Below are 21,343 nucleotides of genomic sequence, written 5' to 3' on the forward strand. Positions count from 1 at the left end.
CAATGTCATGAACAGCACCATGAGTACCGCACGTTTGACGATCAATCTTCACGCGCTGGCCAGCAACTGGCGGGCGCTCGACGCGAAAACGGATGTCGAGACCGGCGCCGTGGTCAAAGCCGACGCTTATGGCCTTGGAGCCGGGCCGGTTACCGCAGCCTTGGCCGAAGAAGGCGTTCGCAAGTTCTTTGTGGCCGTAGCCGAAGAAGGCGTTGCCGTACGCGAGGCCGTAGGCCCCGATCCCATGATTGCAGTGTTCTCAGGGCATATGGAGGGTGACACCGATTTGCTGCGCACTCATGACCTGACGCCGCTCATCAACTCGCCCGAGCAATTTTTGCGTCATGAACAGGCCTTGCCAGATCGGCCGTTCGGTATTCAGCTGGACAGTGGCATGAACCGTTTGGGGCTGGAGCCCGCCGACTGGGCCGAGCTGCGTCCTAGGGCCGAAGCGTTGAACCCGGTCGTTTATATGTCACACCTGGCCTGCGGCGATGAACCCGACCATCCCATGAATCAACAGCAGCTAAAGACCTTCCGTGAAATGACAGACGGCGTCACCGCGCCCCGATCTCTGGCGGCCACCGGCGGGACGTTGATTGGCCCCGAGTTCCACTTTGACTTCTGCCGCCCCGGTGTTGGCCTGTATGGCGGAATGCCTTTTGCCGACGCCAAGCCGGTGGTTACGGTGGACTTGCCCGTCGTTCAAGTGCGCCCCGTCGCGGTCGGAGAATCCGTCGGCTACGGCAACAGCTGGATTGCCCGGCGCCCATCACGCATTGCAACCGTAGCCGCCGGTTATGCGGACGGTCTGCATCGCGCAATTGGTGGCGGGATAGACACTTTCGCCGGTGATCAGCCCTGCCCCGTTGTTGGTCGCATCTCGATGGATTTGATCACAGTCGACGTCACCGACCTGCCTTACGACCCTGAGCGTCTGCGCATTTTGAACGGCCACCAAACCGTTGATGATCTGGCCGAGGCGGCAGGTACCATCGGATATGAAATCCTCACATCGCTTGGCGCGCGTTTTTCTCGGGGCTACGTGGAATGAGTGTTTTCTCAGTGCTTGGCAGCTTGGGCCGCGCGGTCATGGCACTGTTTGCCACATTCGGCAAGGTCGCACTGTTTTCGATCGACGCGATCTCTCACGTGTTCCGCCCGCCCTATTACCCGCGTGAATTTGCTGTTTCGCTGATGAACATCGGCTGGCTCTCATTGCCCGTGGTTGGCCTGACAGCGATATTCACCGGCGGCGCGCTGGCTCTGCAAATCTACGCCGGCGGCGCGCGCTTCAACGCTGAGGCGGTTGTTCCGCAGATCGTTGCCATCGGTATGGTACGAGAGCTCGGCCCCGTGCTGGTCGGCCTGATGATCGCCGCCCGCGTCACCTCCTCGATTGCGGCCGAGATAGCCACGATGAAAGTGACCGAGCAGATCGACGCGCTGGTCACTTTGTCGACCCATCCGATGAAATACCTGACCGTCCCGCGCGTTCTGGCCGCCCTGATCACTGTACCGCTCCTGGTGGGTATCGGGGATATCATCGGTATTGCAGGCGGTTATGTCGTTGCCACCCAAAACTTGGGCTTCAACGCGGCGACCTACCTGCAAAACACGGTCAACTTCCTAGAAGCCCGCGATATCGTGTCGTCGCTGGTCAAAGGGGCAGTCTTTGGCCTGATCGCGGCCCTTATGGGCTGTTACTACGGCATGAACTCGGGCCGCGGTGCGCAGGGCGTGGGCCGGGCCACCAAGTCCTCGGTCGAATCCGCCGCCATCATGATTCTGGCCGCCAACTTCATTCTGACAGGGGTGTTCTTCTCGCTATGATCCGAATGGAGAACGTACATAAGGCCTTTGGCGACAATCGCGTCCTTCAAGGCATGAACCTTGAGATTCCCAAGGGCACTTCGATGGTCATCATCGGCGGCTCGGGCACCGGGAAATCCGTGGCGCTGAAATGCGTGCTGGGCCTGATCAAACCCGACAGCGGCATGATTTACGTCGATGACCGCGACGCCACCAAAGGCGACCGTGACAAGTTTCTGGCCCGGTTTGGTATGCTGTTTCAGGGCGCAGCGCTGTTTGACTCTCTGCCTGTCTGGCAGAACGTCGCCTTCCGCCTGCTGCGCGGCCCGCTTAAACGTCCGCCGGAATACGCCCGCGAAATCGCTATCGAGAAACTGCGCCGCGTGGGTCTGAAATCCGACGTGGCCGACCGCTTTCCATCGGAACTGTCGGGCGGCATGCAAAAACGCGTAGGCCTCGCCCGCGCTATCGCCGCCGAGCCCGAGATTATTTTCTTCGACGAGCCCACCACGGGGTTGGACCCGATCATGTCCGGCGTCATCAACGACCTGATCCGCGAGATCGTAACCGAGATGGGCGCCACCGCGATGACCATCACACACGACATGAGCTCCGTCCGCGCGATTGCCGACAACGTGGCAATGCTGCACGGAGGCGTCATCCAGTGGACCGGCCCGGTCAGCCAGATGGACGCCTCGGGTGATCCCTATGTGGAGCAGTTCATCAGCGGCAGTGCCGTAGGGCCGATTGAGGCGGTGCGGTGAAATTAGGCGAAAGGAAAATTAAATGACGGATGACGAAATACTTAATGCAATTGAAAGCTGCATAAAGCGTCTTGATGATCTAAAACCCAACTTGATTTCTTCCAACTATGAAGGACTTGAAAGTCTGAAAGTCACTCTTGTTGGGGATGCAATAGATCTATTTTCCGAGTTATCTGCACTTTCATCATACACCGCTTGCCCACTTTCCCTGCCAAGAGAGATTAAAGATGACTTAACTTCCATTAAGTCACTTCTAGCCAGATACAACAGTTTTCGAGCACAATATCGCGCTTTTGCAACGAAGTACCGCGTAGAAAAGGAAAGAAGCGGTTCGTTAGTCAAACTTGACGAAAGCGACATCGAAACAATCCAAGAACTGATTAACGAAACTAGAAAAAAGATCAGGGCATCTACTTTGCTGGACGAACTTCACAAGGGTCGACTTTTATCACGGTTGGAATTGCTTCAATCAGAAATTCACAAAGTCCAAAGTGATATGGATAAAGCTTTGGCAGGTCTTGTTGAAGTTGGAGACGCGGTTGGTAAATTTGGCAGTAAAGCGAAGCCCTTTGTAGACGCGTTTGAACGCATCGCTAATGTTTTTAACAGCAAACGTGAGGAACCTTTACAGTTACCAGCGCCACCAAAGTCTCTACCAAAACCCGATTGTTAAAAAACTAAAGGAATGACCCTCCGCCTCGCCACCCTCTCCCTCCTGATCCTCTACCCCATCGCTTGGTTCGCCCCCCTGATGCGTGCGGGACTCCTCCCGATCTTCGGCCTAAGCGAAATCAGCGTCATCACCGGCCTGCAATCCCTGTGGAAATCCGACGTCTTCCTGGCGCTGATCGTCACCATCTTCGCCCTGTTTGCGCCCTACATCAAAACCATCGGCACCGCCCTGATCCAATGGGATCTGCTGGATGCCCGCGTCCAACCCGCGCTCAATATCCTCGGAAAACTGGCCATGGCCGACATCTTTCTGATCGCGCTATATATCACGCTGGCAAAGGGAATTTCCTACGCCACCATCGAAACCGCATGGGGTCTGTACCTGTTCACGGCCTGCATTCTGGCCTCGATCGCGTTGGGTCACATTACCGAAATGACACGCAGATCACGAAATACTTAGATGTAATTGATTGAAAACGCTCATCTGAGTATCATCATTATATTTCGAGCAGTAAAAATTTGTAGTTTTCGGGTCCGTAGCGGATCAATCTGTGTGTTTTGGATGTTCCCCGCTTGGGCCCGGTATGTACCGGTTCCAGAAGGAGTTCGTCGATCATGACTGCCCTCCATAACATTACATTGCAATTTCAGAATGCCTTTTTAAGACTGACTTTTTTAATGATCTGCGCCGCGGCTCTGGCCGCAGTTTCCGCGACGATATTATCCGCTTTGGGCGTGCTGCCCTGGCTGTCCATGCAGGCCGGATTCGGTTCTGCTGCGGTTATTGATGCCGGTATGTACATCCAGATTGGCCTGACCGTGCTGATTCTTATGCTGGCCTTTTACCTGCCCGCAAATGCCAGGATGATGGCGCTTGAGAACAGTCACCGTAAATTCTCACTGAACATGCATGACATCTCTGCGGCCTATCAGATGGCCCACGCCGCCGACCGCAGCGATCTGTTCACTATGTCGTCCGAGTTTGACGCAGTTAAAGAGCGCATGGCCTTCTTGCGGCAGCACCCTGACCTGCAGTCTCTTGAACCCGAGATCCTGGAACTGGCCGCTCAGATGAGCCAGATCAGTCAGGAACTTGCAGACACCTATGGCGATGCCAAAGTCTCGCGCGCCCGGACGTTCCTGCAACAGCGTCAGGAAGAAATCGAGCAGTTCCAACAGCGCATCGAGGAAGCCCAGACAATCCAGCACGAATTGCGTCAATGGACTCAGGACATTGAAATGGAGGAATCCATTGCCAAATCGCAACTCACCCGTTTGCGAGATGAACTGTTCGAGCTGTTGCCAGAATTGTCGGCGCAACTGCAATCGGCACCCAGTGAAGGCACACCCAAGAAATCCAGAGTCATCGCAATGCCACCGCCCCGCGCGGCAGAGTAAGCGCGCAAGCGCCCGCCGCGGACGATGGCCCCCTGGGGCCTGAGATCGCGGCGTCCCACCGGCGGAGATGATGGCCCGCAAGGGCTTGAAGAACCGCCCATCCTCGGGCACCAAGGGCCGCATGGCAAAGACAACTTTTTCCTGCTCGGCTTGCGGCGCGTCTCATTCGCGCTGGTCCGGGCGTTGCGACGGCTGCGGTGAGTGGAATACAATCTCGCAGGACGTCCCCCTTTCTGCTGGCCCAGCCAAGAAGTCCCTCGGTGGAAAGCGCGGCCAGTCCATCGCACTCACGGATCTGTCCACCGAGGAAACACCCCCGCCCCGCACACTGTGCGGGGTTGAAGAACTGGATCGCGTCTTGGGCGGAGGTCTTGTCCCCGCCTCTGCCCTGCTAGTTGGCGGTGATCCCGGTATCGGAAAATCCACCCTTCTGCTTCAGGCCGCAGCACGGTTTTCCCGGGCGGGCGTGAAAACCATCTATGTCTCGGGCGAAGAAGCCAGCGCGCAGGTACGTATGCGGGCCCGTCGGCTGGGGTTGGAAGACGCTCCTGTCCAACTGGCCGCGGAAACCAATCTTCGCAACATCCTGACAACGCTTGAGGCTGAAAAGCCGGGCCTTGCCATCATCGACTCGATCCAGACCATGTGGGCCGACAATGTGGACAGCGCGCCGGGTTCGGTCTCTCAGGTCCGATCTGCCGCCCATGAACTGACTACATTTGCCAAACGTCATGGCGTATCAATCATCATGGTCGGCCACGTCACCAAGGAAGGGCAGATCGCAGGCCCCCGCGTGGTCGAACACATGGTGGACACCGTCCTCTATTTCGAGGGCGAGCGTGGCCATCAGTTCCGCATCCTGCGTGCGGTGAAAAACCGCTTTGGCCCAGCGGATGAGATCGGCGTGTTCGAGATGACCGGCAAAGGTTTGGCGCAGGTTACCAACCCCTCGGCCCTGTTTCTGTCGGAGCGCGGCACGCCAAGCCCCGGATCAGCAGTTTTTGCGGGCATCGAAGGCACCCGACCTGTTCTGGTAGAACTGCAGGCGCTGGTTGCCCCATCCCCGCATTCCCAACCCCGTCGCACCGTCGTCGGTTGGGACAGCGGGCGTCTGGCCATGATCCTCGCCGTGCTTGAAGCGCGCTGCGGTATCCCCTTTGCAGGGCTCGATGTCTATTTGAACGTGGCCGGAGGGTTAAAAGTCAGCGAACCCGCCGCCGACCTGGCCGTGGCGGCCGCACTGCTGAGCGCACGCGAAGATACCGCCCTGCCCGCCGACACCGTCGTTTTCGGAGAAATCTCGTTATCCGGGGCACTTAGACCGGCCCCGCAAACCGAAAATAGGTTGAAAGAGGCGCAAAAACTTGGTTTCACATCGGCAATCGCCCCGGCGGGCGGCAAAACCGGCACTGTGGCAGGTCTGACACTCACCCGACCCTCTGATTTGGTGGGGTTTGTTGGCGAAACCTTCGGAGCAGGTTAAGATAACGCCTTGAGGGGCAGAAAAAATTACGGGCGAGGGCCATGGAAGGTTTTACAATTATTGACGGGGTTGTCGCCCTGATCATCGTCGTGTCGGGTCTTCTGGCCTATTCGCGTGGCTTTTTACGCGAGGTTCTAGCCATCGCAGGCTGGGTTGCCGCCGCCGTTCTGGCGTTCATCTTTGCACCTCAAGCGGTTCCGCTGGTGAAAGAGATTCCGGTAGTCGGAGATTTCCTGCGCGACAGCTGCGAATTGTCGGTCATCACTGGCTTTGCAGCCGTCTTTGCCATCGCGCTAATCGTGGTCAGCATCTTTACACCGCTGTTTTCGTCGATCGTACAGCGCTCGGCGATTGGCGGGCTGGATCAGGCACTGGGGTTCTTTTTCGGGATCGCACGCGGCATCCTTTTGGTTGCCATTGCCTTCTTTGTTTATGACACGGTGATGACCGGTCAGTCCTACACCATCGTGGACGAAAGCCGATCGGCCAAAGTGTTCGAGCAGTTCAGCGACCGGATCGAGGAACAGAACCCTGAACAGGCCCTGGGTTGGGTCACCCAGCAGTACGAAGAGCTAGTGGCCAGCTGCACCGCAGGGTCTGAACCTTCAGAAGAACCGACAGCCCCAACCACCACCGAATAAAGTAAATGCCCGGCTCTGACCGGGCATTTTTTCATCAGATGCGTGAATACTGAGGTCAGATAAACCCCTCGCCCCCGCAAATCGTGCATCTGATATTCTTAACGCCGAAACATCCCTCGCATCGACCGAAGATGGGTTTGCCGTGGATATCCCGGCTTTTGAGAACCTCGCCTTTCCCATTACAAATCTGGCACGGCGCGCGCCCCATGCCTCGGCAGCGATGGCAGCGGCGCTTTACAGGTTCTTCCTTTTTTTGACCTTGCTTGTGTTCCCACATGGCTGGCTTCCAAATTACATCCGGTTCCGGGATCAACTCTTTACGCTTGGCATGACAGCATAAGCCCGCGATCATGTCACCTTGAGATACCGTGTTTCGCAAAATCCACCGGCTGGAAATTTCAATTGTGATCCTTTGATGACACAGGCCGCGTAAAGCATTATGTGGGTGCCGACTGACATGGAATCGGAGCCACCGACCTTGCTGTACCTGTTTTCTTTCGCGCTTGCTCCGGCAAAACCCGCGCGTATGAACACCCGGCCGCACATGCCGACACAGTTGCGCGAACGCTCCGACAGACCGTGCAAACCAACATCATAACGTCATAGAAATTGGAGCCCGTACATGTGTGGGATTTTGGGGATCGCAAGCCGGACGCATGATGTCTTTGCGGAAATCTATGACGGGCTGCTGATGTTGCAGCACCGGGGGCAGGACGCCTCGGGCATCGTCACCTATAACGGCGAGTATTTCCGCGAGAAGAAGGCCAACGGACTGGTCAAGGACGTATTCAACGCAAGTGACGCCGAAACCTTGCTGGGCAAGATCGGCATGGGCCACGTTCGCTATCCCACCGCGGGCTCGCTCAGCGCAGCCGAAGCACAGCCCTTCTTTGTGAACGCGCCTTACGGTATCTACCTTGTCCATAACGGCAACATCACCAACACCGCTGAACAGCGTGAAAAGGTCACTGCAAAGTACAGCCGCCACCTGCGCACTACTTCGGATTCAGAAATCCTGCTGAACGTGCTGGCAGACAAAGTGGCCGACGCAATCAAGGTCAACGGAAACGCCGAACCCATTCGCAACATCTTTGCTGGCGTGAAGATGACGATGGAACGCATACAGGGTGCCTATTCCGTCATCTGTCTGGTTGCAGGTGTGGGCATGCTGGCCTTCCGCGATCCCTATGGCATTCGCCCACTGTCCGTTGCCAAGCGTGACGTAGATGGCACGGGCGATGATTATGCCTTTGCTTCGGAAGATGTAGCCTTTGGCATCAACGGCTTTGAAAAGCTGCGCGATGTCAAACCCGGTGAGGCGATCCTGATCGATCTGGATGGCAATATGCACAGCTTTCAGGCGGTCGAAGGTCAGCTGACACCTTGTATCTTTGAATACGTTTACCTGGCCCGTCCGGATTCGTTGCTGGATGGCGTCTCAGTCTACAAGACCCAGATGCGTATGGGCCAGACGCTGGCCCGCCAGATCGAGGCGGCAGGTCTTGAGATCGACCGGATCATCCCGGTGCCCGACAGCGCTCGCCCAGTGGCGCTTGAGGTCGCAAAGGCCACAGGGATTCCCTACCGCGAGGGTCTGGTGAAAAACCGCTATGTTGGCCGGACCTTCATCATGCCGGGTCAGGAAGAGCGGCAAAAATCCGTGCGCCGCAAGCTGAACGCAGTGCCACTGGAATTCAAAGGACACAATGTACTGCTGATCGATGACTCGATTGTGCGCGGCAACACGATCAAGAAGATCGTGCAAATGTGCCGCGAAGCCGGGGCCAAAAAGGTGTACATCGCCAGCGCCTCGCCGCCGGTGAAGTTCCCCAACGTTTACGGCATCGACATGCCTACCAAGCATGAGCTGATCGCCAACGGTAAAGAAATCGAAGAAATCCGGCAGGAACTGGGTGCCGACGCGTTGTTCTACCAGAAACTCGACGACCTGATCTGGTCCGCCAAGGAAGGCAACCCCGAGATCGAGGCATTTGATTGTTCCTGCTTTGACGGCAACTACATCACTGGCAGCGTCAGCGACGACTATCTGGACAGTCTGGAAAACAGCAGCCGGGTCAGCAAAAAACGAGAAGATATGCAGGTTCCCGGCGGCTCGTGGAACGCCGCCAAACTGGCATCAGGGTAACGGAAATCCCGAATCAATCTGTTTAGACCCGTTTCACTGACGTGAAGCGGGTCTTTTCTTACCCTCTGGTTTTTCAGGTCGGTGGATATCCGCGCACAACCCTTCGATGAAGAAAATGTAATCGCAAGGACTTCGCCGAGGTCGTGCTGCCCTGCCCGACCTGCGACCACAGGTCGACCTTTTGCTCGACGTTTCGATTTGATAGCGCGCTGCGTGACAACCACTCAAAACAAGGGGTCGGGTCGCTGCGGCCAGGCCGTTCTTCATGTCGAATGCAACCGTCAAAAGTGCGGCCACGCAAAAGGGCGCGCTAAAAAAGAATACTGTTTCCGTGCTTGGTGTCTTTGGCCCCAAGGCTGAAATGCGTGCCCTGATGCGTATGTCGTCCGGCCGGGTGAAAGAAGTCAAGCTAGGTAGCCGAGTATCTTCCGGCACCGTTGTTGCCATTGATGCCGAAGGTGTAATGCTGCGACAAAGCGGCCAGACAAAGCGGATCACCATACCCGGCAACTAATCCTGTCTTGACGCCCCGCGCACAGGGGTTCAAACCCCTGTCATGACCGATCAGACCAAAATTGCCCTTATCACGGGCGCTTCACGCGGGTTGGGCGCAGCTCTGGCCGAGGCGCTGGCACCCGAATACCACATCGTCGCCGTGGCGCGCACAACCGGCGGCCTGGAAGAATTGGACGACCGCATTCAGGCCAAAGGCGGCGCGGCCACACTGGCACCAATGGATATTGCGGATCCGAACGCCATGGCAACCCTTTGCCGGGGCATCCATGACCGCTGGGGCAAAGTGGACCTGTGGCTGCACACCGCGATCCACACCTCTGCCCTGACGCCCGCGCATTTCGTCGACCCGAAGGAATGGACAAAGGCTGTCAGCACCAATGCCACCGCGACGTCCGTCCTAATTCCCTATATCGCACCTTTGCTCGGTGAAACCGGCCACGCGGTATTTTTCGACGACCCCAAAGCCGGTCAAAAATTCTATGGCATTTATGGTGCGACCAAAGCTGCACAGATGGCACTGGCCCGCAGCTGGGCAATCGAGACGGAACGCACCGGCCCGCGTGTTTCGATTATCGAACCCGCACCGATGCCAACCGCAGTACGGGCGCGGTTTCATCCGGGTGAAAACAGGGATGCTTTGACCAGCCCGGCGAATGAAGCCGCGCGGATACTGTCTTTGTTGTAAAGATGGCCCCTTCGGCCATGCCTCCGGAGGGGAATTTTTGCTATGTGAAGCCGGCGGATCAGGCGATATGAACACCGTGTCGCCCGGCCAGATCGACGAAGAACTGCCACGCCACACGCCCCGAACGCGCACCCCGTGTTGCCTGCCACTCGATCGCTTCGGCGCGCAATGTGTCTGCGTCCACAGAAACGCCATACGCGCCGCAGTACCGGTCGATCATGGCCAGGTATTCATCCTGATCGCAGGGATGGAAACCAAGCCACAGGCCGAAGCGATCCGATAGCGAAACCTTTTCTTCCACCGCTTCAGACGGATTGATCGCGCTGGAGCGTTCGTTTTCGATCATATCGCGCGGCATCAGGTGCCGACGATTTGAAGTGGCGTAAAAAACCACGTTTTCGGGCCGCCCCTCAATGCCACCGTCCAGCACCGCCTTGAGGGATTTATAGTGTTGGTCATCGTGGCTGAATGACAGATCGTCACAGAACAGGATGAACCGGTGTGGAGCAGACCGCAGGTGGTTCAGCAGTCGTGCGACTGAGCCCATATCCTCTCGCTGAAGCTCCACCAGCTTTAGGTCCGGATGGTCTGCCTGCAGGGTGCCATGCACAGCCTTGACGAGGCTTGACTTACCCATACCTCGCGCACCCCAGAGCAGTGCATTGTTGGCCTTATAGCCATCTGCAAATCGCCGTGTATTGTCCAGCAGCGTGTCGCGGGAACGGTTGATGCCTACCAAAAGGTCCAGATTGACACGATTGACCTGAATGACGGGCTCTAATCTGTCCGGTTCTACATGCCAGACAAAGGCAGGCGCCGCTTTGAAATCCGGGGCGGCCAGAGGCGCAGGTGCCATACGTTCCAGCGCATCAGCAATGCGGATTAACGAGTTCATGTCCATGTTTCGCTCCCAAGGCACCCAACCAGTCCAAACCATGATCCTGCCTTGTGTTCAAGGTGCCTCGCCCCAATGCTTTACGATCCTTGTTTGATTGGGTAACAACCCAGACCATTACGGTATCCGCGACATTGCGGCGGAGTTTTTGACGGCAACTTATGCAGAAAAAACCAAAGACATGTATTTTACATGTGGGCGTGCACAAGACAGGCACAACTGCAATCCAGAAGGCACTGGAAGGCTATGATGATGGCACGTCGCGCTATGCAGATCTGGACCATGCGAACCACAGTATCCCGCTAAATATGGTTTTCGGGCAGCCTGCTGATATGGACGCTGCCGCGCCCGATAGCCCCAAAGACAAGTACTTACGGGCCTTGGGTGAAGCAATGGAACGCAAACTGCGCCGCGAGCTTGAGCTGGATCGCGAACGTATCGTGATATCCGGCGAAGTCGTGTCAACATTCGAACCTACAGCCCTTCGTGCTATGGCTACCTTGCTGAACGAATATTGCGATCGCGTTGAGGTTCAGTTCTTTGTGCGGTCCCCGCTGAGTTGGACTGCCAGTTGGTTACAGCAGTCCTTGAAGAGAGGATTGCCCATCAACGCCAAGCGCATCTCGGGGCATCTCTCTGACAAGTATCAAAACCTGTGTGACGCGTTCGGCACTGAAAATGTTCGGGTTCATAGATACGAAGACAAGGCGCAGTTTGGCGGCGATATCGTTGCCCTGTTTATCGATAGGCTTGGGCTGAACGTTGGCCTAGTCAAAAAGAACAGAAATATCGAAAATCAATCCCTGCCCGAGGCAACAACCCAGGCTATCTACAGGCTGAACCAGATCGACGGTTTCAAAGCCATATATCACAATATTCCTGAGGTACGAGGCCAGTTTATTTTCGCATTGAACAACGCAAGCGGTTCAACGCGTCCTCTTGATCACCGAATGTTCGCCAGCGCCGTTGATAGGGACGACTATTCCAAGATCAATGCCCTGCTGGACACGCCCTATGATATTGCGCTTGATCCCGCTGGAGATCTTGAGACCTACCTCATGAAAGTTGATCCCCAGTTGATGATCGGTGTTAATAAATCTCTGAAAGAAAAGGGAATTTTGGAACACCCCACCGACGACACCGACCTCGCCTTGTCGCTCTTTTTTGTACTGACGTGTGGGAAGGCGTTCGAAAAACTGACCCCGCGCTGAAAAGCTTGCTACCTAATAGCGCGGGATCTTTGTGTTCCTATTCAATGCCAGCACGATTATTCAAAGCGGGCCTTGTCACCTAATCGGCTTCATCCTCTTCACTTTCCTCGTCGTAGTAACCGTCAGCGCGCAGTTGCTCTTCACGCTTCTTCTCGACGCGGGCGACAAGAAAGATCGAAACCTCGTACAATCCGTATACCACAACGAACAGGATCACTTGTGTGATTACGTCTGGGGGGGTAACTATCCCAGCAAGAATGAGGATTGCCACGACGGCGTATTTTCGAACCGAACCCAATCCCTCGGCGCTAACCAGTCCAGCCTTCCCCATAAGCGTAAGAAGCACCGGCAATTGGAAGCAGAGGCCAAAGGCGACGATGAACTTGATCGTCAGGTTCAGGTATTCTTGGGCTGAACCTTGAAACACCACACTTAGCGGCGCTGCTGTGGCTTCATCAATCACGGCCTCGCCTTCGGTGCCGAACTGTTGGAAGCTTAGGAAGAAATCGTAGGCCAGCGGAGTGACGACGTAGAACGCGAAGCTCGCACCCAAAAGAAACATAAACGGTGACGCAAGCATGAACGGCAGGAACGCGTTCTTTTCAGTCCTGTAAAGCCCCGGCGCAACAAAGCGCCACATCTGGAACCCTATGTAGGGAAAAGCAAGAAGGAAGCCTCCAAAGAGCGACACTTTGATTGCAACAAAGAACCCTTCCTGAGGTGAAATGAAAATCAGTCCACAATCCTGACCTCTCTCCAAAAGCGCAGAGCATAGCGGACCAGTGAGAAAGTTGAAAATTGGCGTCGCAATTGCAAAGCAAAGAAACATGCCGACGACAAAGGCCGCCACACAATGGATCAGCCTTGTCCGCAACTCTGCCAGATGTTCGATCAATGGAGCCGAGCTGTCCTCGATCTCGTCGGTTTTTGTCATGACTTGCTTTCAGTATTCAGCGCGGCTTCGGCCTCTTCCGCCTTGGCCAACGCGTCCGCCGCTTCCTTGGCCTTACGTTCAGCAGCGGCGCGAGCGGTCGAAGCCTGGATCTTCTTGGCCTGTTCAGCCCGTTCAACGGCCAGTTTGCCGGTTTCGCTATCAGGGTCGAATTTGGTCGGGTCCATACTTTTGGCCATGTCCTGCGCGGCCTCTTTCACACTGTCCATCGCAGTGTTGACAGGGTTAGTTGCCGCGTTGAGACCCTTTTTTATCTCGCTCACACCTGCCTGATCCGCCGCTTCGTTCATCGCGCTGGAAAACTCGCGCGCCATACCACGGGCCTTGCCAACCCAGCGACCGACATTGCGAAACAGCACCGGTAGGTCCTTTGGCCCAACAACGATCAGGGCCACGATGCCGATGACCAGAAGTTCGCTGAAGCCCAAATCAAACATCTGCGCTTAAACCTTGTCTTTGTCAGTCTCGGGGGTGACGTCCTTTGCCATTTCGGAAGCGTCCTTTTCCAGTTCTTCGGTTCCCTCTTTGACGCCTTTCTTGAACGAGGTGATTCCCTTGCCAACTTCCCCCATCAGAGAACTGATCTTGCCACGGCCAAACAGCACTAGAATTACGATCGCAATCAGCAACCAGCCGACAGGTGGAACATTTGTCAAAACCATTGGGGTCATCATCATAGGCATGTCTCTTCTCCTTTTTCGTCGGCACAGTGCGCCGGGAATATGATCTGGGTCCGTGTCTACGCCTACAGCCCCGCCGAAAAAAGTGAGACAGATCAATTCTGCGCTGAAATGTGAACGAAACACATGTTTTTGCGGACTCGCAATTTCCAACTGACAGGTTTATGTCAGTTGGAAAGGGCTAATCAGAGGGCATCGAAACCAGGTCAACGGAGATCCACATGACCCATGTCGCAGAAATCGTCACCTTTTCCCTCGCCAATGGCACCAGCACGGAAGAATTCGTTAAACTTAGCCAGGCGTCCGAGGCTTTCGTCCGCTCCGCCCCCGGTTTCGCCCATCGTCAGTTGAGCCAGGGTGAAGACGGTCGCTGGACCGACTATGTCGTCTGGACTGATATGAAAGCTGCACAGGAGGCCGCCGCACAATTCATGCAACAGGACTGTGCGGCCGCCATGATGGCCGTGATCGACCCCGACAGCGTCCAGATGCGCCACGAGCACGTACTATGGAAAATGACCGCTTAATCCCATCTAGGACGGCGTGTGATGCGCCGTACTGATCGTCTGTTCGACATCATTCAGATCCTGCGCGACGGCAAATTGCACCGCGCACAGGACATCGCGGACCGGCTTGAGGTGTCGGTCCGCACGATCTATCGCGACATGGACACTTTGGTTGCCTCGGGCGTTCCTGTCGAAGGCGAACGCGGCGTAGGCTACATGGTGCGCGAGCAGATCACCCTGCCCCCGCTGAACCTGACACCAGCCGAGCTTGAGGCGCTGAATCTTGGCATGGCGATCGTGGCCGAGGCCGCCGACCCCGACCTCAAGGCCGCCGCAGAAACGCTTGCCGACAAAATCGATGCCGTGCTGCCGACGCAGGTTGTGGCCGAGGCTGATACCTGGAAATTTGCCGTCTACCCATTTGCCGATGCAGCACGCGGGCTGGCCCACATGGCCCCGATCCGCGCCGCTATCAAATCGCGCCAGAAGTTATTCCTGTCTTACCGCCGCATTGATGGCACTCTAACGGAACGCACCATTCGTCCGCTCCATATGGAATACTGGGGCCGCGTCTGGACCCTGACCTCATGGTGCGAGCTGCGTGAAGGCTTCCGTGTTTTTCGGATCGACCTGATCGAAACAGTCTCACCCCTACCGGAAATCTTCGCCGACGAGCCCGGCAAACGGCTCAGCGACTATGATCCCCACATCTGACTGCCGCTTCACCTGGCTTATAATATCCCCACCTGAATCATGGCCCGCGCGGGGCCATTCGCATCACTTCAAATAGGGCTCTGGGTCTACGGATTCGAACCCTTTGCGCACCTCGAAATGGACATAAGCATTGTCCCCACCGCGCAAGGACGCAATCTGTTGTCCACGACGCACACGATCGCCTTTCTTGACCTTGATGTTGTCGACATTGGCATAGACCGTCAGCAGGTCGTTATTGTGTTTGACCACAATGATCGGCACCTGATCCGCATCAGCCGTGATCGCCGCAACTGTTCCAGCTTCGGCGGCGTTCACAGCCGTCCCCGCAGATCCAGCGATGTCGATCCCTTCGTTCCTGCCTTTGTCATAGGTCCGAATAATCGTCCCTGTGACCGGCAGCCCCAAGGCAGCGTTGCTCTGATTGGTTGGCGCTTCCGCGGTGACATCGGGCGCAGGTGTGGCCGGGGCAAGCTCTTCATCCGGCAACGGCTGTGTCGCGCTGGGAGGGGTCGGAGTGGGCGATCCCTGCCCCGGTTGGGTCACATTGGTCGCCGGTACTGCCGCCTGTTGCGGGGCGGGCTGGTTCTTGACCGGGATCAGCAGGAACTGATCTTCGCGCACCATAAAGTCCGATCCCAGGCCGTTCCATTCCGCCAGGGATTCGACAGGCACATCATATAGCCGCGCGATCGTATAGGCCGTCTCGCCGCGTTTGACCTTGTGCCGCACCGGTTCCGGGCCGGAAGGCGTTGCAGGCGCAGGTGCTGTCACGGGTTGCGCAGGCTCCAGAGCCGATGTCCTTACGGATCCATCCGCCGGGGCTTCGTCAATCGCTGCCCCCGCGATCGTGGCAATATCCACCGAACTGGCAGCACCGACTGTGCGTGGCAGTGCGATCACTTCGCCATCACGCAGCGTATCCGTTGGCTTCAGACCGTTGAACACAGCGAGTTCACCCTCGGGCAATCCGACACGTGCAGCGATGTCGCTGACCGTATCTCCTTGGCGCGCAACCGCCACCTGATAGGTTGGGTATGTAATGACACCACGCGCATCGGGTGCCGGGCGGCTGGTGGTCGCGGATTGCGCGGCACCGGTGGTTGAAAATCCACCGACCTGCCCGCGCAGATCATAGTCCAGCGGACCTTCACACGCGGCAAGAAATGTCAAAGCGGCTACCCCTGTCACACAGCGGCGCATAGCTGAATTGGAAACTGCTCTCATTTTACTGTCCTCAACACCTGCCCCCTGTTCGCCGGGGTTCCGGTGCATTTTTGCAGAATAATCCTCTAAGCCCCGTCTTTTCCCAAACCCTCCAACAAGGGTACAAAACGGACGGGCAACAATTCATCATAGTCCAAACCGGTCTCGGTGCGCCTGACCCGGATCAGGGTCTGAACCGCATCCGACTGTCCCACCGGCAATACCATGATACCGCCGATTTTCAACTGCGCCAAGAGCGGCCCGGGCGGGTCTTCTGCCGCAGCCGTTACAATGATCCGGTCGAATGGGGCCTGCTCTGGCAAGCCGAACGATCCGTCCGACAACATGGCCGTCACATTGGTCAGACCTAAGTCGCGGAACAGCTGCCCGGTTTCCCGCACCAGACGCTTGTGACGTTCTACCGTGTACACCCGGCGTGCCAGCTTGGACAGGATCGCCGCCTGATAGCCCGAGCCTGTGCCGACCTCCAAAACCTTGTCACGGGGTGTCACTTCCAAAGCTTGCGTCATCAAGCCCACCACAGACGGCTGACTGATCGTCTGCCCGCAGGCTATTGGCAGCGGCGTATCTTCATAGGCGCGTTCCGCGAACAGGCCTTTGACGAATTGCCCGCGGTCGATCCGTTCCATTGCCGCCAGCACGCGCGCATCCGTCACCCCGCGCGAGCGCAGGGCAAACAGGAACTGCATGGTTGTTTCAGGGTCTGGTCCGGTCATTCGATTGTCTTCAACGCCGCCAGCGTATCATACGCTGTCAGGTCAGCCCGCATCGGCGTGACCGAAATATACCCTGCCAGATTCACCGCTGCGTCCGTACCCGGCGCGGTCGGATTGTGCTGATAACCGCCCTTGATCCACAGGAACCGACGCCCCGAAGGCGAACTATGTGGTTCAACCGAAAAATGCGTATCCCGGCGATACCCTTGCGGTGCGACGCGGGTACCCAACACCTCATCCGCAGGAACGGGGGGAAAATTCACATTGTAAAACAGGCGATAATCGCCCTGCTCTGTCGGAGTTGCGTCCAGAATCCGACGGACCAAATCGGCCCCGAACCGGTTGGCAGGTTCGAACGGGTCTTCCAACCCCAAATTATGCGGGCCGAAATACTGCGACAGCGCTATTGCCGGAATACCCTGCAATGCCGCCTCCATCGCGCCCCCTATGGTACCGGAATAGAGCGTATTCTCAGCCGAATTATTGCCCCGATTCACCCCCGACAATACCAGATCAGGCGGCGAATCCTTCATCACGTCATGCAAACCGGCCAACACGCAGTCGGCCGGTGATCCTTCGGCGGCAAAACGGCGCTCGCTGAGTTTTGCGACCATCATGGGATGCGTGTAGCTGATGCAATGGCCAACACCTGATTGCTCGAATGCAGGGGCAACAACCCAGACCTCGCCGTCAGGTCCGGCCACGTCCGCCGCGATCGCCTCAAGGGTGATCAGGCCCGGCGCGTTGATGCCGTCATCGTTGGTCAGAAGAATACGCATTTACCCCATCCACCGCAGCGTTTTGATCTTGATAGACGCGCCCCCGCCCTGCGGCAAGCAAAGGGCGCACGCAATCTGAGGCTTTCGCGCACCACTTGGCGCTAAACTGTGTTTTCACAGTCTAATTCGGGAATACAAAGCACCGATCGCGGCGAATGGTCAGCCACATAACCCTCCCAGAATTGGGGACGAACACGTTCGGTACCGTGGCCTTGAGGATCGATCCATCGTAATCCATCCGAAATTCCACAAGGCTCTCGTTTCCCAAAAACCGCGCCCTTTCGACCACTCCGCGCGCGGCAACCCCATCGGTGGGTGTCGGCAACGGCCCCTTGCCGTTGCGGTCGAAATCCAGCCGGACATGCTGTGGCCGGAACACGATCTCAACATCGGTGCCATCCGGAACACCCGGTGCCAGAAACTGACCAAAAGGCGTTTCCGCCAAAGCTCCATTCACTTGCGCCCGCAACACATTGACATCACTAAAGAAGGCCACCGCCGCCTTATCGGCCGGACGGGTATAGACATTGTACGGTGCCCCCTGCTGCACGATCTTACCGCGCCGCATCAGGGCAATTTCATCGGCCATGCGCATGGCCTCTTCCGGCTCGTGGGTTACCAGAACTACAGCGGCGTCCTCTTCTTTCAGAATCGCCAGCGTTTCGTCGCGAATACCGTCGCGCAACCGGTTGTCGAGGCCCGAGAACGGCTCGTCCATCAGCATGATCCGGGGGCGAGGCGCTAGGGCACGCGCCAAAGCCACACGCTGCTGCTCTCCTCCCGACAGATGATGCGGAAATTTGTCGACAAAGCGGATCAGATCGACCTTGCGTAGCAACTCATCGACACGGGCGCGCTTTTCTTCTTTGTGACCTTTCAAGCCAAAAGCGACATTGTCGGCTACGCTCAGATGCGGAAACAGGGCAAAGTCCTGAAACATCAGTCCGATTTCTCGACGCTCGGGCGGTACGCGAAACACCGTGTCGCAAATCAGCTTACCGTCGACAAAAATTTCACCGGATTCCTGCATCTCAACCCCGGCGATCATGCGCAGCGTCGTCGACTTGCCGCACCCCGAAGGCCCCAGCAAACACGTCACTTGCCCCGCCTGAACCGTCAGCGAGACATCGTCCACGACGACCCGCCCCTCATACCGGGCAATCAGATTGCGAATTTCCAGACGAGGAGGAGTTGCGTCTACTGTCACCGATGGACCCCGTTGCCTTTCCCGATCAAAAGCATCGGGCTTAGGCGGGGATAACAACCCCGTCCGTCAGGCGCAAGGGATCAGCAGCACCCGCCCGTCGGGGCCTCACCCATAGCTTCGAACGGGCTTTCTCCGCCGCAACCCGCGAAAATACCGTAATGCGTCGAGAAATCACCGATAAACTCGAAATGACGAGCAAAGCGCGTGTCTTTCAGCATCATCCAGGTGTTGCCGCACACCGGAAAAACCTTGTCCTTTTCAATGGCGTGGTGGTCGTCCAACTCGAACAAATGGGGCGCGTTTGGAATGGTGCCCTTGTAGATTACGGCCTGACCATAATCCTCGCAGGCTGGTTCCAGTTCGGACAGTTTGAACAATCGATACGTTGCAGACAGGAATTTCAGCGGCGCTACGCGTTCTTCCAGAACCGGGTTTTCAATAGTCAGTGGTCGGTGGGCCACTCGGCGCGGGTCACCGAACCCCGCCTTACGCGATATCGACAGGAAGTCATTCCAATAAAGCGCACCCGACAGGCATTCGCCGTATAACACCTCATCCTCTGCCATCGCCTGTGGCACACGCCGGTCAGCGTACACATCCGAGAAATACATCTCACCACCCTCCTTCAGCAGGCGGTGCGCGCCCCGCAGGACGGCCTCTTTGTCGGTGGCCAGATTGATGACGCAGTTTGAGACGATGATATCGAAAGAACCGGGTTCCAGATCCAGTTCATCCAGCTTTTCGATGAACCCGTGATAGAAGTCCACATTGCTGGCCGAATGCCCAAAGGCCTGCGCATGATAGTCCTGATGCGCCCGCGCGACATCCAGCTGTTCCGGCGTCATATCGACACCAACAACACGGCCCGTCTCACCCACCATGGCGGACAGCGCATAGACGTCACGTCCTGCGCCGCAGCCCAGATCAAGAATGCTCATCCCCTCGAGGTCAAGCGGAGCTATCAGTCCGCAGCCATAATAGCGGGTCAACACTTCGTCATGGATACTTGAAAGAATCTTCTTCACATGATCCGGCATGTCATCAGGGGTACAGCATGCGTTGGTTTGCAAATCAGCGCTGCCCTGCAGGACCTCACCATAGTAATTCTGCACCGACTCATGCTTCATATCGCTGATCCTTTTGTGGCTGGCTGAAATGCAGCTAATACAGCGTCACGCCCTGCGCAATGCGAAGGCCCTGTTTCTGACGAAAGCGTGAGTATCCTGCTTCAACACAACAGGTCGAAATCGACTTCCGCTCGGATCTGTCCATTAACCTGAATTTCCAACCGGTGCTGACCGGGAACAAGTTTGAACGTTGTCGCATTACCCTTGAGCTTGTGCGTCTTGCTCAAACGCAAAAAACCATCCTTCAAGACCGCCTGTTTCAACTTGTGCACTTTGGGTGAGGTTTTACCGTTAGGCCTTTGAAAGTGAATGATGTAATCAACCAAAACGGGCTGATTTTCTTCACCTTTCAGGTCCACATCAAATTGCAGCGCTTCACCGATCCGCGCATTTCCATTCAGCCGTATTACAGCCGAAACGTCCGCATCCGGATCATACCCAAGCATTTTCATGGCACGCGGATGGCCGGCTTTGACCAACCCCCGCAGGGTATGGGTGATTATCCAACGCAACTCATCCCGATCCTGCTGTCCTGCTACGTCCCAAGCCTGCAATTTGCCCAATACCAAGTCGGGGTCTTTCTTGCTTATGTCGTTGAGATGGTTCGCCACTGACCGCGTGACATAGCGCGTAGTGTCCGCATGCAGCCGATCCAACATCGGCAGCGGATCGGTCAGGCCTAGTCCGACGGCCTGCCCCCACGGCAGACGCGGACGCGTCCCTTCACTGACCAGACGGCGGACATGATAACTGTCATGTTCACACCAAACCGCCATCCGTGCCAGCACCTGATCCGGATGTTGGTTGAGAAACGGACGAATGGCCCACTCCATCGAAAACCTCTGGGTCAACTCCTCAAGCACATCCAGTGCCAATTCCGGGTGGTTCAGCCCCACGCCCACAACCCAATCACCCAGCGGTGCAAAGATGAAGTCACCGAAATCGTCATCTGTCTTGCCGGGGTCCAGCGGCGGCGGCAGCGCCTTCAGTATAACAGGTGCCACGTCCGGCAGGTCACCGGGCACGGCCTCTTGCAGGCATTCAGCGATCCAGGCCATCCGCTCTTTTAGCTCGAGGTCCAAAAGGCGGGACATGACCTGTTCCTCAAACGCCGCCGCATCAAATCCAGGATCAGCATTCGCGAACAACCCCGCGAGATAGCGGGTTTTTTCCACGTTAAACAGTTGATCCTTCAAAGAGAAATTCTGTGCCATA

The 21,343-nt window shown here is 56.7% G+C and carries 24 protein-coding genes; 14 read left to right on the forward strand and 10 right to left on the reverse strand.

The features are described from left to right. The first annotated feature begins 19 nt into the window (after nt 1-19). The 11 genes from alr (at nt 20) to ACR0IY_RS03505 (ending at nt 10,117) form a co-directional block, all read left to right on the forward strand. Nucleotides 20-1,054 (forward strand): alanine racemase, encoded by a 1,035-nt coding sequence (gene alr / locus ACR0IY_RS03455; RefSeq protein WP_480670444.1) that lies wholly within the window; start codon nt 20-22, stop codon nt 1,052-1,054. Continuing rightward, nucleotides 1,051-1,833, forward strand: a complete 783-nt coding sequence (locus tag ACR0IY_RS03460) for an MlaE family ABC transporter permease (protein ID WP_480670445.1) — start codon at nt 1,051-1,053, stop codon at nt 1,831-1,833. Before alr ends, ACR0IY_RS03460 begins: the two co-directional genes overlap by 4 nt. Then, nucleotides 1,830-2,576, forward strand: a complete 747-nt coding sequence (locus tag ACR0IY_RS03465; RefSeq protein ID WP_480670446.1) for an ABC transporter ATP-binding protein — start codon at nt 1,830-1,832, stop codon at nt 2,574-2,576. The genes ACR0IY_RS03460 and ACR0IY_RS03465 overlap by 4 nt, the downstream gene beginning before the upstream one ends. 22 nt (nt 2,577-2,598) lie before the next feature. Then, nucleotides 2,599-3,249 carry a hypothetical protein gene (locus ACR0IY_RS03470; RefSeq protein WP_480670447.1) on the forward strand — a complete coding sequence of 217 codons (651 nt, stop codon included), beginning with the start codon at nt 2,599-2,601 and terminating at the stop codon, nt 3,247-3,249. Between the two features lie 12 nt (nt 3,250-3,261). After that, entirely contained in the window at nt 3,262-3,708 is a 447-nt protein-coding gene (locus ACR0IY_RS03475; protein WP_480670448.1) for a paraquat-inducible protein A, read from the forward strand. A gap of 155 nt (nt 3,709-3,863) precedes the next feature. Further along, nucleotides 3,864-4,646 carry a DNA repair protein gene (locus ACR0IY_RS03480; RefSeq protein ID WP_480670449.1) on the forward strand — a complete coding sequence of 261 codons (783 nt, stop codon included), beginning with the start codon at nt 3,864-3,866 and terminating at the stop codon, nt 4,644-4,646. Between the two features lie 121 nt (nt 4,647-4,767). Beyond that, nucleotides 4,768-6,129 (forward strand): DNA repair protein RadA, encoded by a 1,362-nt coding sequence (radA, locus tag ACR0IY_RS03485; protein ID WP_480671124.1) that lies wholly within the window; start codon nt 4,768-4,770, stop codon nt 6,127-6,129. Nucleotides 6,130-6,170: 41 nt separating this feature from the next. Continuing rightward, on the forward strand, nt 6,171-6,770 hold the full coding sequence (locus tag ACR0IY_RS03490) for a CvpA family protein (RefSeq protein ID WP_480670450.1): 600 nt from the start codon (nt 6,171-6,173) through the stop codon (nt 6,768-6,770). 622 nt (nt 6,771-7,392) lie between these two features. Then, nucleotides 7,393-8,916, forward strand: a complete 1,524-nt coding sequence (gene purF, locus ACR0IY_RS03495) for an amidophosphoribosyltransferase (protein WP_480670451.1) — start codon at nt 7,393-7,395, stop codon at nt 8,914-8,916. A gap of 265 nt (nt 8,917-9,181) precedes the next feature. Further along, a complete protein-coding gene (locus ACR0IY_RS03500) occupies nt 9,182-9,430 on the forward strand; it encodes a hypothetical protein (RefSeq protein ID WP_480670452.1) in 249 nt (82 codons plus the stop codon). A gap of 42 nt (nt 9,431-9,472) precedes the next feature. Further along, on the forward strand, nt 9,473-10,117 hold the full coding sequence (locus ACR0IY_RS03505) for an SDR family NAD(P)-dependent oxidoreductase (protein WP_480670453.1): 645 nt from the start codon (nt 9,473-9,475) through the stop codon (nt 10,115-10,117). Between the two features lie 58 nt (nt 10,118-10,175). Here the strand turns inward: ACR0IY_RS03505 and ACR0IY_RS03510 are convergent, their stop codons facing one another. Then, nucleotides 10,176-11,018 (reverse strand): ATP-binding protein, encoded by an 843-nt coding sequence (locus ACR0IY_RS03510; RefSeq protein ID WP_480670454.1) that lies wholly within the window; start codon nt 11,016-11,018, stop codon nt 10,176-10,178. Nucleotides 11,019-11,173: 155 nt separating this feature from the next. Here ACR0IY_RS03510 and ACR0IY_RS03515 point away from each other — a divergent pair, with 155 nt between their 5' ends. Next, the gene (locus ACR0IY_RS03515; RefSeq protein ID WP_480670455.1) at nt 11,174-12,223 is read left to right on the forward strand and encodes a hypothetical protein; all 1,050 of its coding nucleotides are present in this window, start codon (nt 11,174-11,176) and stop codon (nt 12,221-12,223) included. Nucleotides 12,224-12,302: 79 nt separating this feature from the next. Here the strand turns inward: ACR0IY_RS03515 and tatC are convergent, their stop codons facing one another. From tatC to ACR0IY_RS03530, 3 genes are read right to left on the reverse strand one after another with little or no spacing between them, the layout of a single operon-like run. Continuing rightward, nucleotides 12,303-13,157, reverse strand: coding sequence for a twin-arginine translocase subunit TatC (tatC, locus tag ACR0IY_RS03520; RefSeq protein ID WP_480670456.1), 855 nt, complete (start codon nt 13,155-13,157; stop codon nt 12,303-12,305). Beyond that, entirely contained in the window at nt 13,154-13,612 is a 459-nt protein-coding gene (gene tatB / locus ACR0IY_RS03525; RefSeq protein ID WP_480670457.1) for a Sec-independent protein translocase protein TatB, read from the reverse strand. Before tatB ends, tatC begins: the two co-directional genes overlap by 4 nt. A gap of 6 nt (nt 13,613-13,618) precedes the next feature. Next, on the reverse strand, nt 13,619-13,849 hold the full coding sequence (locus ACR0IY_RS03530; RefSeq protein WP_480671126.1) for a twin-arginine translocase TatA/TatE family subunit: 231 nt from the start codon (nt 13,847-13,849) through the stop codon (nt 13,619-13,621). A 227-nt stretch (nt 13,850-14,076) separates the two neighbouring features. Between ACR0IY_RS03530 and ACR0IY_RS03535 the strand changes: the two genes are divergently transcribed. Both ACR0IY_RS03535 and ACR0IY_RS03540 read left to right on the forward strand, forming a co-directional pair. Then, a complete protein-coding gene (locus tag ACR0IY_RS03535) occupies nt 14,077-14,382 on the forward strand; it encodes a hypothetical protein (protein WP_480670458.1) in 306 nt (101 codons plus the stop codon). Between the two features lie 21 nt (nt 14,383-14,403). Beyond that, nucleotides 14,404-15,075: a helix-turn-helix transcriptional regulator gene (locus ACR0IY_RS03540; protein WP_480670459.1), complete on the forward strand. Its 672-nt coding sequence runs from the start codon at nt 14,404-14,406 to the stop codon at nt 15,073-15,075. A gap of 63 nt (nt 15,076-15,138) precedes the next feature. Here ACR0IY_RS03540 and ACR0IY_RS03545 read toward each other — a convergent pair whose 3' ends face one another. The 6 genes from ACR0IY_RS03545 to ACR0IY_RS03570 all read right to left on the reverse strand — a co-directional run bounded on the left by ACR0IY_RS03545 (nt 15,139) and on the right by ACR0IY_RS03570 (nt 21,342). Further along, on the reverse strand, nt 15,139-16,299 hold the full coding sequence (locus ACR0IY_RS03545; RefSeq protein ID WP_480670460.1) for a LysM peptidoglycan-binding domain-containing protein: 1,161 nt from the start codon (nt 16,297-16,299) through the stop codon (nt 15,139-15,141). A 65-nt stretch (nt 16,300-16,364) separates the two neighbouring features. Beyond that, entirely contained in the window at nt 16,365-17,015 is a 651-nt protein-coding gene (locus ACR0IY_RS03550; protein WP_480670461.1) for a protein-L-isoaspartate(D-aspartate) O-methyltransferase, read from the reverse strand. Then, nucleotides 17,012-17,794, reverse strand: coding sequence for a 5'/3'-nucleotidase SurE (surE, locus tag ACR0IY_RS03555; RefSeq protein ID WP_480670462.1), 783 nt, complete (start codon nt 17,792-17,794; stop codon nt 17,012-17,014). The genes ACR0IY_RS03550 and surE overlap by 4 nt, the downstream gene beginning before the upstream one ends. 121 nt (nt 17,795-17,915) lie before the next feature. After that, nucleotides 17,916-19,001, reverse strand: a complete 1,086-nt coding sequence (locus ACR0IY_RS03560; protein WP_480670463.1) for an ABC transporter ATP-binding protein — start codon at nt 18,999-19,001, stop codon at nt 17,916-17,918. An 80-nt stretch (nt 19,002-19,081) separates the two neighbouring features. Further along, a complete protein-coding gene (locus ACR0IY_RS03565) occupies nt 19,082-20,128 on the reverse strand; it encodes a methyltransferase domain-containing protein (protein ID WP_480670464.1) in 1,047 nt (348 codons plus the stop codon). 101 nt (nt 20,129-20,229) lie between these two features. Beyond that, nucleotides 20,230-21,342 carry a hypothetical protein gene (locus tag ACR0IY_RS03570; protein ID WP_480670465.1) on the reverse strand — a complete coding sequence of 371 codons (1,113 nt, stop codon included), beginning with the start codon at nt 21,340-21,342 and terminating at the stop codon, nt 20,230-20,232. Nucleotide 21,343: the final 1 nt, after the last annotated feature.

It is taken from the genome of Ruegeria sp. BC1, assembly GCF_056539305.1.

What these genes read in the sequence shown, in the direction of transcription:
- alr (WP_480670444.1), top strand. Translation starts at nt 20, where the DNA reads ATGAGTACCGCACGTTTGACGATCAATCTTCACGCGCTGGCCAGCAAC.
- ACR0IY_RS03460 (WP_480670445.1), top strand. Translation starts at nt 1,051, where the DNA reads ATGAGTGTTTTCTCAGTGCTTGGCAGCTTGGGCCGCGCGGTCATGGCA.
- ACR0IY_RS03465 (WP_480670446.1), top strand. Translation starts at nt 1,830, where the DNA reads ATGATCCGAATGGAGAACGTACATAAGGCCTTTGGCGACAATCGCGTC.
- ACR0IY_RS03470 (WP_480670447.1), top strand. Translation starts at nt 2,599, where the DNA reads ATGACGGATGACGAAATACTTAATGCAATTGAAAGCTGCATAAAGCGT.
- ACR0IY_RS03475 (WP_480670448.1), top strand. Translation starts at nt 3,262, where the DNA reads ATGACCCTCCGCCTCGCCACCCTCTCCCTCCTGATCCTCTACCCCATC.
- ACR0IY_RS03480 (WP_480670449.1), top strand. Translation starts at nt 3,864, where the DNA reads ATGACTGCCCTCCATAACATTACATTGCAATTTCAGAATGCCTTTTTA.
- radA (WP_480671124.1), top strand. Translation starts at nt 4,768, where the DNA reads ATGGCAAAGACAACTTTTTCCTGCTCGGCTTGCGGCGCGTCTCATTCG.
- ACR0IY_RS03490 (WP_480670450.1), top strand. Translation starts at nt 6,171, where the DNA reads ATGGAAGGTTTTACAATTATTGACGGGGTTGTCGCCCTGATCATCGTC.
- purF (WP_480670451.1), top strand. Translation starts at nt 7,393, where the DNA reads ATGTGTGGGATTTTGGGGATCGCAAGCCGGACGCATGATGTCTTTGCG.
- ACR0IY_RS03500 (WP_480670452.1), top strand. Translation starts at nt 9,182, where the DNA reads ATGTCGAATGCAACCGTCAAAAGTGCGGCCACGCAAAAGGGCGCGCTA.
- ACR0IY_RS03505 (WP_480670453.1), top strand. Translation starts at nt 9,473, where the DNA reads ATGACCGATCAGACCAAAATTGCCCTTATCACGGGCGCTTCACGCGGG.
- ACR0IY_RS03510 (WP_480670454.1), bottom strand. Translation starts at nt 11,018, where the DNA reads ATGGACATGAACTCGTTAATCCGCATTGCTGATGCGCTGGAACGTATG.
- ACR0IY_RS03515 (WP_480670455.1), top strand. Translation starts at nt 11,174, where the DNA reads ATGCAGAAAAAACCAAAGACATGTATTTTACATGTGGGCGTGCACAAG.
- tatC (WP_480670456.1), bottom strand. Translation starts at nt 13,157, where the DNA reads ATGACAAAAACCGACGAGATCGAGGACAGCTCGGCTCCATTGATCGAA.
- tatB (WP_480670457.1), bottom strand. Translation starts at nt 13,612, where the DNA reads ATGTTTGATTTGGGCTTCAGCGAACTTCTGGTCATCGGCATCGTGGCC.
- ACR0IY_RS03530 (WP_480671126.1), bottom strand. Translation starts at nt 13,849, where the DNA reads ATGATGACCCCAATGGTTTTGACAAATGTTCCACCTGTCGGCTGGTTG.
- ACR0IY_RS03535 (WP_480670458.1), top strand. Translation starts at nt 14,077, where the DNA reads ATGACCCATGTCGCAGAAATCGTCACCTTTTCCCTCGCCAATGGCACC.
- ACR0IY_RS03540 (WP_480670459.1), top strand. Translation starts at nt 14,404, where the DNA reads ATGCGCCGTACTGATCGTCTGTTCGACATCATTCAGATCCTGCGCGAC.
- ACR0IY_RS03545 (WP_480670460.1), bottom strand. Translation starts at nt 16,299, where the DNA reads ATGAGAGCAGTTTCCAATTCAGCTATGCGCCGCTGTGTGACAGGGGTA.
- ACR0IY_RS03550 (WP_480670461.1), bottom strand. Translation starts at nt 17,015, where the DNA reads ATGACCGGACCAGACCCTGAAACAACCATGCAGTTCCTGTTTGCCCTG.
- surE (WP_480670462.1), bottom strand. Translation starts at nt 17,794, where the DNA reads ATGCGTATTCTTCTGACCAACGATGACGGCATCAACGCGCCGGGCCTG.
- ACR0IY_RS03565 (WP_480670464.1), bottom strand. Translation starts at nt 20,128, where the DNA reads ATGAAGCATGAGTCGGTGCAGAATTACTATGGTGAGGTCCTGCAGGGC.
- ACR0IY_RS03570 (WP_480670465.1), bottom strand. Translation starts at nt 21,342, where the DNA reads ATGGCACAGAATTTCTCTTTGAAGGATCAACTGTTTAACGTGGAAAAA.